Genomic DNA, 16,514 nt, shown 5'->3' with positions numbered 1-16,514 from the left:
TTAGGGGGTTTTGTACAAAGATCTTGATGTTTCGTCGGAGGAGTTGGGCTGCATGACACTAGATCGAGGACAGGTGATCAGTTGGTTGCAAGACAATGTTTCGCGCGATCGCCTAGAGCATATCCTTGGAGTCGAACAAATGGCCCAAGCCTTGGCCCAACGCCACGGAACAGACCCAGACCAAGCGGCCCAGGCGGGATTGTTACATGATCTCGCTAAGTTTTTTCCGCCGCCCAAATTGCTGCAAATCGCCCGACAGCACGGTTTAGAAATTGATTCGATTTGTGCCCATGTGCCCCACCTCCTCCATGCAGATGTGAGTGCAATTGTGGCGCGGACGGAGTTTGGGATTCAGGATGCGCAGATCTTACAGGCGATCGCCAACCACACCCTCGGCCACCCTGGCATGGATCAATTAAGTTGCATTATTTTTGTGGCCGATGCCCTAGAACCGAATCGAGGTGATGGTAAAAAACTGCAAAAACTGCGGCAATTGAGCGAAAAAAATCTTTATCGAGCGGTGGCGGGAGTCTGTGACTATATGTTGAAACACCTCATTAAACAGCACAAAATCATCCATCCCCGGATGATCTTGACCCGCAATTGGGCTCTACAAATTAAAGGCGATCGCACCGAGTCATCTATTACTTAAACCCGGTGCTGCCGATAAAATACTTCCCTAGGAAATCAGCGTGTGATTCTCTTTTTCTTGGGGATGACGCCGAGAACGGTGCCGCTGCGAGACGACTTGCTCCGGATCAATGCCGTCAAAGGTCGGTGGCAACCAAACGCGAATCACCAACAGCGCCCCTAAAACCAACAGAAAAATACAAGCGACCAAAACCTGTGTCCAAGGCGTTTCTAAAACACCGCGTACAATAATTTCTCGGAGCACAGAAACAATCGACACTTCCACCGCCACACCGATAGAAACCCGGTGTTCTTGCAGGTAGATAATCAGCAAGCGAAACAACTCTACCAGGATGAGTAGAAAGAGAATATCAGAAGTAACCGTCTGAAATTGCAGGGGCGGCAACAACGAAAGCACCATCTCCCGCAGTTGCAACACCATAAAGCTAAACAGCCCAACACACAGGCCAATCACAATCAAATCTTGAACCGTTTCTAACAGCCGCACAACATATTGGCTATTGAGCCAGCGGTACCAAGGGAGGGAGAAAGTTTGAGGCGTTTTCATTGGCATTAAATTAATTTAAAAACTACGTTGCTGGATGAACCCGCGTCGCTTGGGCTGTGCAGCGAAAAGAAGTGGAATACGCTCTGATTGGTTTCAACTTGACCATTGATTTTTCTCGTCTTCACTATTCAGAAATCCTGGGGCAGTTCATCATCCTAAGGAGCAAACCCAGAGTTGGACTTTCAAGATTGGCAATTTGGCCAACCTAAAGCGTTAGCAATAGCGACAAACTTCGCTCGGACATTTTTCGGCGAGGTAACAAAGAGCTCTAAATCGTAGGTCGATGACTTCTTCGTAAAGGGGATTGAGCTTACACAGTGGCGGAATTTTGAAGTGAATCAGACCAGCGAAGGAAATTTCTTGGGCAAAGGGGCACTGGGCGGGCACCAGTTGACAAATCAATCGGGCGCGATCTGGATCACAAATTTCTAGGCCATTGAGCCATTGACGGAGGGGTTGGAGCAGATCGAAAGACGTCGTGGGCAAAAACCGCAGTTGCTGATTGGGATTTTTGAGAGAGGGTCGGCGGGAAAAAATAATCATGGCAAGTATTTTTTGGGAAGTAGGCGAAAAACCTTGTTCTTCTACAGTCTAGTAATAAGTCCAAAGAATATAAACCCTAAAATCATATAAATCTTGTTTATGTTTAATAATGTCTGCTTAACTAAAGCCTGTATCGGGGCGTCGCAAAAAAAGTTGTTGTTTAGCTAAGTTCATGTTCCTTTAAGCCCCAGAAAAGAAGCGGTTATGATGGGGGTAAGTTTCGCTTCGGTTATCCCCTTGCCCTACTCTCTCCAACCCGATCCGGTGCAATTGTTTACGCTCCCCAATGGCCTTCAGGTGGTGCATCAGTATTTGCCGGGGACGCCTGTGGTGGTCACCGATGTGTGGGTTAAAGCGGGGGCGATCGCCGAACCGACAGAATGGGAAGGAATGGCCCATTTTTTAGAGCACATGATCTTTAAGGGATCGCACCAAGTCTGTCCCGGTGAGTTTGATCAAATTGTCGAAACTTGCGGTGGGCTGAGTAATGCCGCCACCAGTTACGATTACGCCCATTTCTACCTCAGCACTACAGGCGATCGCCTACCAGAAACCCTGCCCTATCTGAGCGATATTTTACGCAATGCCACCATTCCCGACGCCGAATTTATCCGGGAACGCCAGGTGGTACTCGAAGAAATTAGCATCAGCCAAGATGATCCCGACTGGCTCGCCTTCCAAGCCCTGAGTCGTCTTTTGTACGAAAATCACCCCTATGGCCGCTCGATTTTGGGCAATGCCGAACAACTGTGTGGCTATACCCCCAACCAAATGCGCTGTTTTCACCGGACCCATTATCAACCCCAAAACTTGATCATCAGCATGGTTGGTAATATTCAAGTCGCCCAGGCCTTGGATCTCATTCAAAGCAACTTTAGCGATTTTCAGGTGCCCTCTGAATGTCCCCCCTTTGAGGTGGAGGCAGAACCCCCTCTGATCGAGATTCGTCGCAATGAAATTCAAGTGCCCAATGTGGAAATGGCGCGCTTAATCTTCGGTTGGCTGGGGACGGGGGTCGAACAATTTAATGACGCAGTCGGTCTAGATTTACTGTCGGTGATCCTGGCCGGGACAACTTCCGCTTGGCTGGTGCAAGAGCTGCGGGAAAAACGCCAGTGGGTCTTGGATATTAACAGTGGTTTTTCTTTGCAACGGGATTCTAGTTTATTTACGATTCAGGCCTGGCTCGATCCAGAACATTTAGACGATGTGGAACAAGTGATTGGCGATCGCCTCGCTGATCTGCAGACCCAATGTGTGACGGAAGCTGAACTACGCCGGGCGAAACGCATGTTGTGTAATGAGCATATTTTTTCGACGGAAAGCGCCAGTCAGTTGGCCGGGCTCTACGGCTATTACCAAACCCTCGGTAACCTTGATTATGCCCACCACTATCCCCAGATGGTCGAAACCTTTACGATTGAATCACTCCAGCGTTTAGTGCGACAATATCTTTCTCCGGAACATTACGGTATCGTCACTTTAACTGGCACCTAAATGGCACAATTTGCAACGGCAGAAAACAGCTGGATAGACACAACCAAAGCCACCGACCCAGAGGCGATCGCCCTCGTCAAAGATTTACTCGAAACGCAGATTTACTGCAACCTCAGCACCTGTTCGCCGCTTGGTTGGCCCTGGAGTAGCCCGTTACTTTTCGTTTGGGATCAGGGCTTAAACCTCTATTGGTCATCGGCGATCGCCGCCCAACATTCCCAAAATCTTTACCAGAACCAAGGCCGGGCGATGGTCACAGTTTATGATGCCAGTCGCATTAAAGCCGCCTTTTTCGCAGGAACAGCCACAGAATTAACCGCATTAGAACCCCTACGACAAGTTTTAAGCCAATTCGATCAGCGGGCCAAACGACCCACACCCCGACAAGCCGCAGATTACCTCGGAGCTTCCCCCCGGCGGATGTACCAATTCACCGCGCAACAAGTCTGGGTCAGTGGCGATCGCCTGTTATCCCAAGGGCAACTGATTGACACCAAAGTCCAGTTAGATCTCGACGGCCTCAAGGATTATTTTTCCCCGTAGATATGCACCACCACTTCCCTGGTATGGCGATAACTGCGGTGTTCCCAGAGATAAATGCCCTGCCACGTTCCCAACACCAAGCGACCATTGGCAATGGGAATTTGTTCAGAGGTCTTGGTTAGTACTGAACGAATATGGGCAGGCATATCATCGGGGCCTTCGGCGCTGTGAATATACGAACGGCCATCTTCTGGTACCAATTTCGCCATGAAATTTTCTAAATCTAACAGCACATCCGGATCCGCATTCTCTTGAATGATTAACGAAGCCGAAGTATGGCGCACAAACACAACACATAATCCTGCTCTAATGCCCGATTCGGCCACATAAGACTCGATTTTGGCCGTAATTTTGTGGAGAGATTTTCCTTGGGTTTGGATTTGTAAGGCGCGTTGATGTTGGTGCAGCATAGGGGGCAGTAAAAAAATGCGGGCTAACTCATTTTAGAATAGGGAAAAATTAGCCAACAGCCACCATGTCCAACTGGTCTAATATTTCCCTTGCCACCCCTGATCTGAGCCAAGCGGCCTTTGTGGCTCCCAATGCCACCATAATCGGCAATGTCAGCCTTGCAGAGGGAGCAAGTGTTTGGTACGGGGCGGTGGTGCGGGGTGATCTGGAGGCGGTTCAGATTGGTCGTTTTAGTAATGTCCAGGATGGGGCCGTGCTCCATGGCGATCCGGGCAAACAAACGGTGCTTGAAGATTACGTCACCATCGGCCATAAAGCAGTGATCCACAGTGCCCACATTGAGAAGGGCTGTTTGATTGGTATTGGGGCGATTGTTCTAGATGGAGTACGGGTCGGTGCGGGCAGTATTATCGGCGCGGGTTGTGTCGTCACAAAGGACGTTCCAGGGCGGTCGCTAATGGTGGGCATTCCTGCCAAACGCCTCAAGGATGTGGGGGAGATCCAAGCAGCGGAATTAATTGACCATGCCAAAGCCTATTATCAGTTGGCGTTAAAACATTCAGCATTATCGGCCTGAGTCTGGCAGTCGGCGCAGAGGCCAAAGAATTCGAGGGTGTGGTAATAGACCTTGAACTTCTGGGTTTGGCACCAGTCGGTAATTTTTTGACTAATGGGACAACTATCGAGGGGATAAGATTGGCCGCAGTTGACGCAGTTTAAATGGTGGTGGTGGTGTTCGGTCATGCCAATTTTGCTATAGAACGATTCTCCTTCTGGGGTGACCCGCTCTTGGATTTTGCCCTCGACTTTCAGTAATTTCAGGGCGCGATAAACGGTGGCCAAACCGATTTTTAGGCCCGTTTGCTGCATCTCGAAATGGAGATTTTGGGCGCTGGTTTCGGTTTCTTTGGCTTGGATGAGCTGGAGAATGGTGCGTTGGTTTTTGGTGAGTTTCTTGGACATTAGGCTTCTGGTTGGGTAGATTGGCGATCGCCGTAGGCTTTGAGTCCGAGGCTCAGGAGATAGGCAATCCCTGAAACTAGGATAATCGTTGCCCCCGAAGTCAGATTAAAGCGATACGAGAGCCAGAGGCCCGTCGTCGTAAAGCTAATCCCTAAAAGACTGGCTAAACCCATCATCGTCGTGATTTTTTTTGCCATTGGCTGGCGATCGCCGCCGGAATCGTTAAGAGGGCAATCACCATAATCAAACCGACAATTTGCATCACCATCACCACCGTCAGGGCAATTAAACCCACAAGGACGAGGTACAGACTGCGCACGGGCAAATTGCGGGTCGTGGCAAACACCGGGTCAAAGGAAATGGCGAGGAGTTCTTTGTAAAGTAAGGCAATCAGGGCAATAATCACGCAGTCAACGCCAAACATTAGCCACAGATCTGACCGGGGCACCGCCAGGATACTGCCAAATAAATAACTCTCTAAACCCGCTTTGTAACCCTCGGTAAAGTCGATCAAAATAATGCCGATCGCCATGCCAATCGCCCACATTACGCCGATCAAGGTATCACCCCGTTGTTTGGTTTGTTGTTCAACCCAGCCCATCCCCAGGGCAGAAATCAGGCCAAAGGCGATCGCCCCCCAGATGGGATTAAATTGAAAAAAATAGCCCAGACCAATACCCCCATAGGCGGCATGGGCAATGCCCCCACTAATAAAAACAATGCGGTTGACGACGACAAAAGTCCCAATAATGCCACAGGCGATGCTGACGAGGATTCCCGCCATCAGGGCATTTTGCATAAAGTCGAACTGGAGGGCGTCAAGCATGGTCGCAGGATGAAGAATGGTGGTGGGTTGGCGAGGAAGAACCGTCACCGTGATCCGGAAAAACCCGGTGGGGAATGCCGTGGGCGATCAGATCCACGGGGCATTGGTAAGTTTCCTCGATCATGGTGGGGGTGATCAGGCGATCATGATGATAATGCAAGCGGCGATTCAGACAACCCACGGTTTTGACATAGGTAGAAATCGCGCCAAGGTCGTGGGAGATCATCATGATCGTTATGGATTGGTTGAGTTCTTTAAGCAATTCGTAAATACTATTCTGCACCTGGGAATCAACGTTAGCGGTGGGTTCATCGAGGAGCAGAATTTTCGGTTCTGAAGCCAAGGCCCGCGCAATGTAAACCCGTTGTCTTTCCCCCCCAGACAACTCTCCAATGGGGCGATCGCCTTTATCAGCCATGCCCACTTGGACGAGGGAACGCTGGACAATTTCCCGGTCCTTGCGGTTGTAGCGGTGGAATAATTTCCGTTTACCCAAACGCCCCATGTTTACCACATCCCGGACTTGGATCGGGAAATCCCGGTCAAGTTCTAGGATCTGGGGCACGTAGCCGATGTAGCGGCGGCCCTGGGTGACGGGACGCCCTAAAATTTTGACCGTCCCCCGTTGGGGTTGCACCAAACCAAGCAGCACTTTCAGTAGGGTGGTTTTCCCGCCACCATTGGGGCCAATCAGACCAATAAAATCCAAGGCCTGTACCTGTAGGTTAATGTCTTCGAGGACAGGGGTCTTCGGATAGCCCGCCCAGACCCGTTCGAGGGAAATGACCGTTTCCATGGGGGAACTACTCCGTGGGATTGGGGCGACTGGCTTGGACAAATTCATCAGTCATGGCCAACATATTTTCTGACCAGTTGGGGGCGAGGGGATCGAGGGGTACTACCTCGGCGTTAATTTCCTGGGCGATCGCCTCGGCAGCTTGGACATTAAATTGATATTGCACGAAAATGGTGCGGATTTGCTTTTCCTTCGCGGTTTGGACAAGTTGGGCAAGTTCTGCGGCACTGGGTTCCTGGCCTTCGACTTCGATGGAAATTTGCTCTAGGTCGTAGTCCGCTGCAAAATAGCCCCAGGCAGGATGAAAGACCAAGAAGGTGCGATTTTCTAGGGGCGCTAACCGCTCGCGGATGGTTTGGTCAAGTTGATCCAGTTCCACTAAAAATTGATTGAGATTATCAGCATAGATGGTTTCGCCGTCGGGGTCGAGTTGGACGAGCAGTTGATAAATACTTTCGGCCTGCTGTTTAACCCGCTGGGGGGAGAGCCAAATGTGGGGATCGAGTAGTTCGCCTTCGTGGTCATGGCTGTGGCTGTGACCATCGTCGCCATGGTGGTGGTGATCGGCGAGGGGTAATTTTTCAATGCCCTCAGCGGTGTCTAACCAAGTCATTTCTCGGTTGGCGGAGCGGAGGCGATCGCCCCACACTTCTTCAAAAAAGATGCCAATGCCAATGTAGGCGTCGGCCTCACTGAGATCCTTTAACTGCTGGGGTTTGGGTTCGTAATTTTCTGCCTCGATCCCAGGGCCAACCAAGGTCGAAACCTGGACGCGATCGCCACCAATTTTTTCAACGAAATACTGCTGGGGTAAAACACTAACGGTAATCTTCAGGGGTTCCTGCTGGGGAGTTGTTGCCTCTGGGGTTACGGGACTCGAAGTGGGCGTTTCCGTCTGGGTGGCGGGGTCTGCACCACAACCGAAGAGGAGCCCCAGACAGCTTAGGGCCGCGAGGGAAAAAGTTATTGGCGATCGCACGTTCGTTTCTCGCTTGCTTGAAATGATAATCGTTCTTATTCTAGAAGAAAGGCGATCGCCCCGTAAACCCCCAAGCCCTAAGGAGCAAGTTTCGCCATGGTGAGATAGCCACCAATGGAGGGCAGGGTCGGTAAATAAAATTCTTTGAGGGTCTCCACCTGAAAGCCCGCCGCCTTGAGGAGCGCCCCCATCGGTCGGTTTAAATTACAGCCGCCGCCGCAACAGTTCATTACGCCATTTAGCTGATATTGCCATTGGGCGATCGCCCCGTCTGGACTCAAGCCATGTTCTAGGGTCAGAAAGTAGCCATCTTTTTTCAGGACACGACGAATTTCCCGGAGCACTTGGGCGGGTTCCCGTACCGTACAAAGTGTAAAAGTGCTCACTACTGTGTCAAAATAGCGGTCTTCAAAGGGGAGCGCTTCTCCCCGCAGGCCATGCCACTCGACCCGTAACCCCGATTGACGAATCCGCTGCTCGACCCGTTGTTGTAGCATTCTTTCCGGCTCTACGACATGCAAAGTTTCTACTCCCCCTGGGTAATGGGGAAGATTGGCCCCGGTGCCAAAGCCAATTTCTAGGACGTTGCCCCGGGCCGCCTGGAGTAATGTTTGCCGTTGTTGGGCGATCGCCTGGCGATGCATCACATAATCCAGCAAAGAGGGAAGAATAAAGCGGTTGTAAATATGCATATTTTTTTCCGTAGCCTTGGCCACACCGCCATGATTTTATTGTGAGGTGGGGTGATGATCAGTATTTTTACTTAAGAAATATTTTCTTTTTTGATGATGCCATGATTAAAAATATGAACAATATGACTTTTAAAAAATTGAGAAAAGTCATACCCTAAACGCCAACATTTTCATGGTCACCATCTGAGAAAACGGCTGATTTTTGAGTCATCGGCCGCTAAACTCTCTATTTTTTAAAATGTAAATTAAGTTCTATAATTCTAAAACTCCACTGTCTTAAAATGTAGACATCTCCAAGCAATCAAAAGCAGCATTACCTATTCCCCATCGATTTCTTAAAGTGAGCCTTAACCTAGGCTCCTGACCACTGCATCTAAACCCGGTATTTATGGAAACTCTCATTCAAACCCTAATTCAGGCGGGGCTTTTAAGTGATACCCAGGCCCAAGTGGTGCGATATGACCGAGAGTTGCATCCAGAAATGTCCCTCGGTGAAATTCTTGCGCTCCGGGGTTGGGCAGTCGAAGAAACCATTGATTTTTTTGAACTACTTTGGGAAATGCGTCACACACAGCCCGAACGGAAAAATATTGGTCAATATCTCCTGGAAGCCCACCTCATTGACGAAGAACAGCTAGAGGATATTCTAGCTGCCCAAAAACATGATGCCTGGGGACGCTCTCTGCGCTTCGGGGAAATTGCGGTATTAAAGGGCTATGTCAATCAACATACGATTCATTTTTTTATTGAACATTTGTTCCCGGATCAGTTGCACGCCACCAACAAAACCCCCTTCGCTCGGACTTCCTTGACCTCTCGTCCTACAAAAAAGCCTACGCCGCCACGGAACACAGCGACATCAAAAGAAACCCTGCCCCAAAAACCACCGAAACAGGCTCCCCCCAAGCCTTCCAAAAAACTTTTGAACCGCCAGGCAGCGAAAAAAACAAACCCCCAACTCAACCCACCGAAAAAGCCCGCCTTTAATCCGGAGGAAGCCTTTGCGACCAGTTTTGATTTGATGAATGCCGAAGACTTTGACCCCAAACAGCTTTGACACAGTCGTCTCAGCCAATGCCCCCTACGCCAGCATCAAAATCAGACCACGGTGGGAGATTGCTAAATTCCGTAATGGTTGTGGGAGTAAAACTGTTAGCAAAGGTTACGATTAAGTTAATTTTTCTGGCAACAGAGGGTTGAGTTTAGTGGGATAGATACAGTGCGGTCTGATTTGGTGTAAATCGTCAAAGTTCTTGTTTGTCATCCAACCCTAGCCCAGAAATTACGAGCTGCAACGCATGGTCAATATTCCAGTGAACTTTGCTGCCCTCAAGGCCCAGATTATTGATCCGAGTCGAATGCCAACTTTTCCGCCGACGGCGGCGATCGCCGATGTGTTGGCGGGATTTCGACCGTGGACAGTGCCCCAGTGCGTCGGGTTGCAGATGGTGGCCCCCTGTGTGCCGATTGTGCAGGCAGATCAATTGCAGGGTTTGGTTTCGCCCCAAACGGTTTTGAAGCTGATTACGGAAGATGTTGATTTAAAGCAGACCCTGGCACGGGATGTGATGACGGCTCCCCCTAAGGCGATCGCCCTGGCAGATCTAGAGCATCCCTGGGTGGGCCTCAACCGTATGCACCAGGAGCAGCGGGATCTCCTGCCGGTGCAGGGAGAGAACGGATTTTGGCTTGGTTTTGTGGAACGTCTTTCCTTCCAGCGCCTCCTGTGGTCGGAGCCTCTCCTGCAAATGCGACAAGTCCAGGATGTGATGGTGACGGATTTGTCCTTGATGCCTTCCCATAGCACCCTGTTGATGGCGGCCCATCGTTTACACCAGAAGCAACAGTCCCTCCTGATGGTTATGGAAAAAGCCAGTGCCATGACTGCTCCCTCATCCAATGGCTTGTGGGCAGTGACCCTATGGGATGTTTTGCGGGGCTATGGTAAGGGGAAAGAAGGTCTCACAACGGCGATCGCCACGGAGGGGAGCCATGATTTTCAGCGGGTCAAACCCACGGACTCTCTCTGGTCAGTGGCGGCCCATTTAGTCGAAACCAACGGCAGTTGGGCCGCTGTGGTTGACGAAGAAGAACAATTGCTGGGGAAGGTTTCTTGGCGAGAAATTTTGCAGGTCTTAGATCCCGTTGCCCTCCATTGGCAAACCCACAGCCTCCAACAACGCTTAGACCAAGTGGCCCGGCGTCCCCAGAGGGCGATCGCCCAAGTTTCTGGCCCAGAACCCCACCCAAAAGAATTGCCCCAACGGGTGCTCTTGATCGAAGGCCTTGCCACCGAGTCGGTGATCCTCCAGCATCTGTTGCATCCCCCCCTGGGCAGCACCCTGACCTTTCAAGTGACCCAGGTAGACAGTCTGCCCCAGGCGATCGCCCAATTAAAAACGGACACCTACGACCTGATTATTTTCGATGTCAACATCGTTTCTTCTGGCAAATTAGAAGCCTTTATGCGCTTACAAAACAGCGCCGCCCAACGACCTATTTTGTTACTCACCGATGATCGCCAAGAAGATATCCAACTGGCCCACCAATGCATCGAGCTGGGTGCCCAAGATTACCTCCTGCGGAGTCTGTGCGCGGGGGAATCCCAAACGGAGCGGGAAATTTTGATGCGTTCGGTGCGCTATGTCCTCGAAACAGCAGGAGCCAAACGTTCTCTCCAGCAGCAGGATCAACGACTGCAAAATTTAAATCAACAACTAAAGGAAGAAAAGACTGCTAAACAGGCGATCGCCCAACAACTGAAGCTGACCGATGGCCAGATGAAAGCCCTGTTTGAAGCGATCACCGACATTGTCTTTGTGATCAATCCCCAAACTTGGAAAATCAAGCAGGTGACCGCTCCCCAGAATAACCATTGCTGTGGCCCCCTAGATCTCTGCCAGGAGACTTACCAGTTTTTACAAGCGCACCAAAGCCGCCTCACGCCATACCTTCACCAGGCGATCGCCAAAGGCACCACCCCAGACCATGAACCCTTGTCAGGGGAAAGCGTGAAGTATGAATATTCCCTGCAGCCAGATCCCCACCTCGCCCCCGTATGGTTTGTCGCCAAAATCGTCGCCATTAACCAGCAGCAAGTGGTCTGGGCCGCCCACGATGTCACCCCCTTCAAACTCTCCCAACAAAAGCTGATCACCGATCAAGAAAACCTCACTACCATCATCCAAGAGCGCACCAGGGAGCTCAAAGCCCTCAATGCAACCCTCAACACCGAAATTCAGCAACGGAAACTGACTGAGATGGAACTCCGCCAGGAACAGGATTTCCTCGAAACCCTATTTGACCTCACCCCGGCCCTATTCATGGTGCTGAACCGGGAGGGGCGCATTATCCGGTTTAACCCGGCCTGTGAGCAACTTACGGGCTATCAATTTACTGAGGTGGCCCACCAGTACCTCTGGGATTTGTTGTTATGGGATCGTTATGATGTCCCGGAGATTGTCCAGGAATTTCAACGCCTCCTCCAACAAAAAAAGCCCCGTACCTACGAGGTAGATTGGCGCGCTAAATCGGGGAAAGTTCACCACCTGCGTTGGTCCCATGGCGTTCTTTTGGATAAACAAGGGAACGTCCATTATGTGATCGCCACGGGGATGGATATGAGCGATCGCCAAGCCTTTGAAACCACCCTCAAAACCCTCAACCAAGAGCTAGAGTTCCGGGTGGAACAGCGCACCCGTGTGCTCGAAAATATCGAACAAAATCTGCGGCGTCAGTTGGCGGCGGTGGATGCGGCGGTGGATGCGATCGCCATTTTGCAGCGGGAAGAATTCATCTCAGTCAATCCCGCTTTTTTAGAACTGTTTGACTATCCCCACCGCTTAAGTTTGACAGGGCATTCCTGGAAAGAAGTGCTGTTTGCCCCCAGTGAGCAAAAACGCTTAGAAAAAGACATTCTCCCCCACCTCAATCGCCACAAATCTTGGCAAGGAGAGGCGATCGCCCAACGCCAAAATGGTCAGACTTTCACCCAAGAAATTTCCCTGACCATCACCAGTGACGGTGACTATATCTGCGTCTGTCGAGACATCACCGCCCGGAATCGCGCCGCCCTCAAAATCCGTGAGACCGAAGCCCTCCTCCGTTCCCAATATCGCAACTTTCCCATTCCCACCTATACCTGGCAGCACCGTCAGGGAAACTTTTACCTCATTGACTACAACAGTGCCGCCGAGATCGCCAACGATGGCTCCCTCCAGGATTTTCTCCATTGCCCCAGCCATGCTATTTACGGTACGGACCACGCGATCCACCAGAATATTCGCCGCTGTTTCGACTTTAAAACGACCTTTGAAGAGGCGCTGCAAATTCCCTCCCCCGATGACCCTGAGGCATTTCAACGCTATTTTCTGGCCACTTATATTTATATCCAGCCGGATCTGGTGATGGTACATACCCAAGACCTCACGGAGCGCAAACGGGCTGAACGGGATCTACAACAGAGCCAAACCTTTTTGCGTCTGGTCATCGATAACAATCCCAACTTAATTTTTGTCAAAGATAAAGATGGCCGCTTCTTGTTGGTGAATCAGGCGATGGCGAATTTCTATGGCACCACGGTCAATGAATTAGTCGGGAAACGAGAATGTGATCTACATCCCGACTCTGAGGAAGCGGACTGTTTTATTCAGGCCGATCAGCAGGTGCTCCGGGAACAAAAAATCGTGGTCATTGACGAGGCGAAGGCGACGGATTTCCTGGGGGCAACCCGTTATTTTCGGACGGTGAAACTGCCCCTCCAACTCCCTGGCGATCGCCCCCAATATCAAGTGTTGGGCGTGGCCTCAGAAATTACCCAACAGCGCCGGGCCAAACGGGAGCTCGAAAAAGCCCTCACCCAGGAACGGGAACTCAATCACCTGAAAACCCGCTTCATTGATACCGCTTCCCACGAGTTCCGCACGCCCCTAACGGTGATCCTCGGCGCGGCCCAAATCCTCAGTGCTTACCACGACCATCTCCCCGAAGCGCGGCGATCGCAATATCTCAACAACATTGAAGATAGCGTGATCCGACTGCGACAACTGATCGACGATCTACTGACCATGAGTCGCCTCGAAGCCGGAAAACTGGGTTGCCAACGCCAAGCGGTGGATATTGTGACCCTCTGCCAAGATCTCATCGCCGAACTCAAAATTGGCCTTGGGAAGCAGCATCATTTCAACCTTGAGACCACCGGGGCGATCGCCGCTCCCCTGGCCCTCGACCCCAATTTGTTGCAACACATCCTGAATAATCTCCTCGGTAATGCCTGTAAATATTCAGCCCCCGGCACCACGGTGACCGTCCAGTTAGGCAGCAGTGCCGAAGCGTTGACCTTAACTATCATTGACCAAGGGGTCGGCATTCCCCCAGAAGACCAACCCCACATTTTTGAATCTTTCTACCGGGCCAGTAATACCCAAAATATCCCCGGCACAGGTCTCGGCCTCAATATCGTGAAAGAATATGTGCAACTCCACGGCGGCCAGATTGAACTCACGAGCCAACTCAGCAAAGGCAGTCAGTTTACGGTAACTATTCCCCTCGCCGAGGACAGCCCTGAAACAGCCAGAAACTGAGCAAGTTTCCCAATCGATCCGGTTGCAAGTAGGAGAATAGAATGCTTAGGTCAAGAAAAATTAACGGCGATCGCCCCTGGGAGCGGTAGAGAAGGGAACGGATCAAGTAAGATTGAGCAGCAGAAGTTACGCATATATCAAAGGTCAATCCGCCCATGTCTCTTGTGAAAGCAAAACCCGCCCTCCTTGTTTTAGCCGATGGCACCACTTACCACGGACGGTCATTTGGCGCGACAGGTACCACCTTTGGGGAAGTCGTTTTTAATACAGGCATGACGGGCTACCAAGAAGTCCTCACCGATCCCAGTTATCGTGGTCAGATTGTGACTTTTACCTATCCGGAGCTGGGCAATACTGGCGTAACTCCTGAGGATGAAGAATCCAGCCGGCCCCAAGTAAAAGGGGCGATCGCCCGGAATATTGCTCCCCGACCGAGTAATTGGCGTTCTACCCAGGCCCTACCCGATTATCTCAAAGAGCACCAAGTTGTGGGCATCTATGGCATTGATACGCGGGATCTAACCCGTCGCCTGCGGGTATCTGGGGCGATGAATGGCGCGATCTCTACAGAAATCCTCGACCCCGAAGAACTTCTCCGCCAACTCCAAGACGTCCCCTCCATGGAAGGCCAAAACCTCGTCAAGGATGTCACCACCGCTAGCGTTTACGAATGGACTGAAATTACCGATCGCCATTGGGAATTTAGCAGTAGCGCAACCGAAGCCCAGGAACTTACCGTCGTTGCCATTGACTTTGGTGTGAAACGCAATATTCTGCGCCGTTTGGCGAGTTATGGCTGCCGGGTGATCGTTGTTCCTGCCGACACCCCCGCCGAAAAAATCCTTGCCTATAATCCCGATGGCATTTTTCTTTCCAATGGCCCTGGGGATCCAGCCGCCGTCACCGAAGGCATCGCCACGGTTAAAGATATTCTTAAAGCTGAAAAACCCACCTTCGGCATTTGCATGGGACACCAAATTCTGGGGCTTTCATTGGGGGCCGAAACCTTTAAACTCAAATTTGGCCACCGGGGTCTCAACCAACCCGCTGGTCTCAAGCAAAAGCAAATTGAAATTACCAGCCAAAACCATGGGTTTGCGATCGCCGAAGCCTCCCTCGCCGAAGATGTCGCCATTACCCACCTCAACCTCAACGACCGCACCGTTGCCGGCTTAGAACATAAAACATTGCCTTTCTTCTCGGTGCAGTATCACCCTGAAGCGAGCCCCGGCCCCCACGATGCCGACTACCTCTTTGAAAAATTTGTGCGTTCTATGAAAGCCCACAAAAATACCTAAAGGCGACGGTACCGCATCCCTGGCAGTTGGGTAATGAATCCTTCGAGTTCCCATTGCAATAGGGTCGCCGAAACCTGATCTGCCCCCATGCCAGACTGGACAACAATCAAATCAAAGGCCGTGGGTTCAGGGGCGATCGCCTGCCAAAGGGGAAGTAAGTCTGGGGAAATTTGCCGAAAATCTGTGCTGGGCTGTGGGGTCGGCTCAACCAGTGGCTCTGGGAATGACAAACTAAGCTGGGGGGAAGCTGCATCCAACTGGGGCAATCCACCCAACTCCTCGATCAGTTGTGTCTCCCCTAAAATCATGCCCGCTCCCCGCCGAATCAAGTCCAAACACCCCGTGGCCGCTTGCTGTTCGGGGGAATTGGGCAGGGCATAAACCTCACGGTTAAAATCCATCGCGTAATGGGCCGTAATGAGGGAACCAGAACGGCTGGGGGCTTCCATCACCAGGGTCGCCCTGGTTAACCCGGCAATAATGCGGTTTCGGGCGGGAAAATGGCTCCGGTCTGGTCGCGTCCCCGCCGGATATTCACTCAAAATTAAGCCCTGGGCCAGGATTTCGTTGTACAAATTGCGGTGGCTCGCGGGATAGATTTGATCAATGCCAGTTCCTAGGACGGCAATGGTGCGTCCCCCCGTTTTGAGGCAGGCACTGTGGGCAACACCATCAACGCCTTGGGCCATACCCGACACAATCGAAAAGCCCACCTGGGCAAGGGCCTGGCTAATGCGCGCTGTCCAACGTTTACCATGCTCCGAAGGATGCCGGGTGCCCACCATGGCGATCGCCGGAATTTGGCCTTGATTTTCTAACAGCTTGACTTGGCCTTGGTAATAGAGCAACGGTGGCGGACTGGGAATTTCTAACAATAACTTTGGGTACTCTGGATCCGCTGGCGTCCAAAATTGCGGATTTTTCTCAAGGTGCTCACGGTAAATACGCTCTGGATCAAGGGGCGATCGCCCAGCTAAAATTAGGCGAATCAACTTATCCCCTAAACCATCCACTGCCCCCAGTTCCTGGCCAGAAGCCTGCCAAGCTCGTTCCATGGAGCCGAAACAGTGCCAAATTTTTTTGAGGCGACTTGGGCCGACCCCCTTGATTTGTGACCAGGCCACCCAGTAATGCTGTTCCATCTTGATGACTAATTTAATTAAAAAATAAAAATGTATTGAGAAGA

General features: G+C 51.2%; 15 protein-coding genes and 1 pseudogene. 7 read left to right on the top strand and 9 right to left on the bottom strand.

Annotation, left to right across the window (positions count from 1 at the left end; translation table 11 throughout):
- Positions 1–52 precede the first annotated feature (52 nt).
- The gene (gene yqeK / locus AACR41_RS04400) at positions 53–652 is read left to right on the top strand and encodes a bis(5'-nucleosyl)-tetraphosphatase (symmetrical) YqeK (RefSeq protein WP_030007631.1); all 600 of its coding nucleotides are present in this window, start codon (positions 53–55) and stop codon (positions 650–652) included.
- Positions 653–679: 27 nt separating this feature from the next.
- On the opposite strand, the gene AACR41_RS04395 is transcribed toward yqeK, so the two are convergent.
- Both AACR41_RS04395 and AACR41_RS04390 read right to left on the bottom strand, forming a co-directional pair.
- The gene (locus tag AACR41_RS04395) at positions 680–1,198 is read right to left on the bottom strand and encodes a phosphate-starvation-inducible PsiE family protein (RefSeq protein ID WP_045442251.1); all 519 of its coding nucleotides are present in this window, start codon (positions 1,196–1,198) and stop codon (positions 680–682) included.
- A 213-nt stretch (positions 1,199–1,411) separates the two neighbouring features.
- Entirely contained in the window at positions 1,412–1,741 is a 330-nt protein-coding gene (locus AACR41_RS04390) for a Mo-dependent nitrogenase C-terminal domain-containing protein (RefSeq protein WP_030007630.1), read from the bottom strand.
- A gap of 204 nt (positions 1,742–1,945) precedes the next feature.
- Between AACR41_RS04390 and AACR41_RS04385 the strand changes: the two genes are divergently transcribed.
- A complete protein-coding gene (locus AACR41_RS04385) occupies positions 1,946–3,238 on the top strand; it encodes an insulinase family protein (protein WP_083500718.1) in 1,293 nt (430 codons plus the stop codon).
- Complete coding sequence (locus AACR41_RS04380; protein WP_030007628.1) at positions 3,239–3,781, top strand: pyridoxamine 5'-phosphate oxidase family protein; 543 nt, start codon at positions 3,239–3,241, stop codon at positions 3,779–3,781.
- On the opposite strand, the gene AACR41_RS04375 is transcribed toward AACR41_RS04380, so the two are convergent.
- Positions 3,766–4,191: a secondary thiamine-phosphate synthase enzyme YjbQ gene (locus AACR41_RS04375; protein WP_030007627.1), complete on the bottom strand. Its 426-nt coding sequence runs from the start codon at positions 4,189–4,191 to the stop codon at positions 3,766–3,768. The two genes, AACR41_RS04380 and AACR41_RS04375, sit on opposite strands and share 16 nt — an antisense overlap.
- Positions 4,192–4,256: 65 nt before the next feature.
- On the opposite strand from AACR41_RS04375, the gene AACR41_RS04370 reads away from it, so the two are divergent.
- A complete protein-coding gene (locus tag AACR41_RS04370; protein WP_030007626.1) occupies positions 4,257–4,769 on the top strand; it encodes a gamma carbonic anhydrase family protein in 513 nt (170 codons plus the stop codon).
- Here AACR41_RS04370 and AACR41_RS04365 read toward each other — a convergent pair.
- From AACR41_RS04365 to AACR41_RS04345, 5 genes and pseudogenes are all read right to left on the bottom strand, one after another.
- On the bottom strand, positions 4,733–5,155 hold the full coding sequence (locus AACR41_RS04365) for a Fur family transcriptional regulator (protein ID WP_012308094.1): 423 nt from the start codon (positions 5,153–5,155) through the stop codon (positions 4,733–4,735). The genes AACR41_RS04370 and AACR41_RS04365 overlap by 37 nt on opposite strands.
- A pseudogene (locus AACR41_RS04360) lies at positions 5,155–5,981 on the bottom strand (metal ABC transporter permease). The gene AACR41_RS04365 and the pseudogene AACR41_RS04360 overlap by 1 nt, the downstream one beginning before the upstream one ends.
- On the bottom strand, positions 5,974–6,777 hold the full coding sequence (locus AACR41_RS04355; RefSeq protein WP_045442249.1) for a metal ABC transporter ATP-binding protein: 804 nt from the start codon (positions 6,775–6,777) through the stop codon (positions 5,974–5,976). The pseudogene AACR41_RS04360 and the gene AACR41_RS04355 overlap by 8 nt, the downstream one beginning before the upstream one ends.
- A 7-nt stretch (positions 6,778–6,784) precedes the next feature.
- Entirely contained in the window at positions 6,785–7,756 is a 972-nt protein-coding gene (locus tag AACR41_RS04350) for a metal ABC transporter solute-binding protein, Zn/Mn family (RefSeq protein ID WP_052349697.1), read from the bottom strand.
- A 77-nt stretch (positions 7,757–7,833) separates the two neighbouring features.
- Positions 7,834–8,448: a class I SAM-dependent methyltransferase gene (locus AACR41_RS04345; RefSeq protein ID WP_030007623.1), complete on the bottom strand. Its 615-nt coding sequence runs from the start codon at positions 8,446–8,448 to the stop codon at positions 7,834–7,836.
- Positions 8,449–8,836: 388 nt separating this feature from the next.
- Here AACR41_RS04345 and AACR41_RS04340 point away from each other — a divergent pair, with 388 nt between their 5' ends.
- The 3 genes from AACR41_RS04340 to carA all read left to right on the top strand — a co-directional run bounded on the left by AACR41_RS04340 (position 8,837) and on the right by carA (position 15,328).
- Entirely contained in the window at positions 8,837–9,505 is a 669-nt protein-coding gene (locus AACR41_RS04340) for a hypothetical protein (protein ID WP_052349696.1), read from the top strand.
- Between the two features lie 241 nt (positions 9,506–9,746).
- Complete coding sequence (locus AACR41_RS04335) at positions 9,747–14,030, top strand: PAS domain S-box protein (RefSeq protein ID WP_052349695.1); 4,284 nt, start codon at positions 9,747–9,749, stop codon at positions 14,028–14,030.
- Positions 14,031–14,185: 155 nt separating this feature from the next.
- Positions 14,186–15,328 carry a glutamine-hydrolyzing carbamoyl-phosphate synthase small subunit gene (gene carA, locus AACR41_RS04330; protein ID WP_030007620.1) on the top strand — a complete coding sequence of 381 codons (1,143 nt, stop codon included), beginning with the start codon at positions 14,186–14,188 and terminating at the stop codon, positions 15,326–15,328.
- Here the strand turns inward: carA and dprA are convergent.
- Positions 15,325–16,470 (bottom strand): DNA-processing protein DprA, encoded by a 1,146-nt coding sequence (gene dprA, locus AACR41_RS04325; protein WP_030007619.1) that lies wholly within the window; start codon positions 16,468–16,470, stop codon positions 15,325–15,327. The genes carA and dprA overlap by 4 nt on opposite strands.
- Positions 16,471–16,514: the final 44 nt, after the last annotated feature.

The sequence above is a fragment of the Picosynechococcus sp. NKBG042902 genome, assembly GCF_963864045.1.
GTDB lineage: Bacteria > Cyanobacteriota > Cyanobacteriia > Cyanobacteriales > MRBY01 > MRBY01.
The sequence above is the reverse complement of the archived record's forward strand: the minus strand, read 5'-3'. Positions and strand labels throughout refer to the sequence as shown.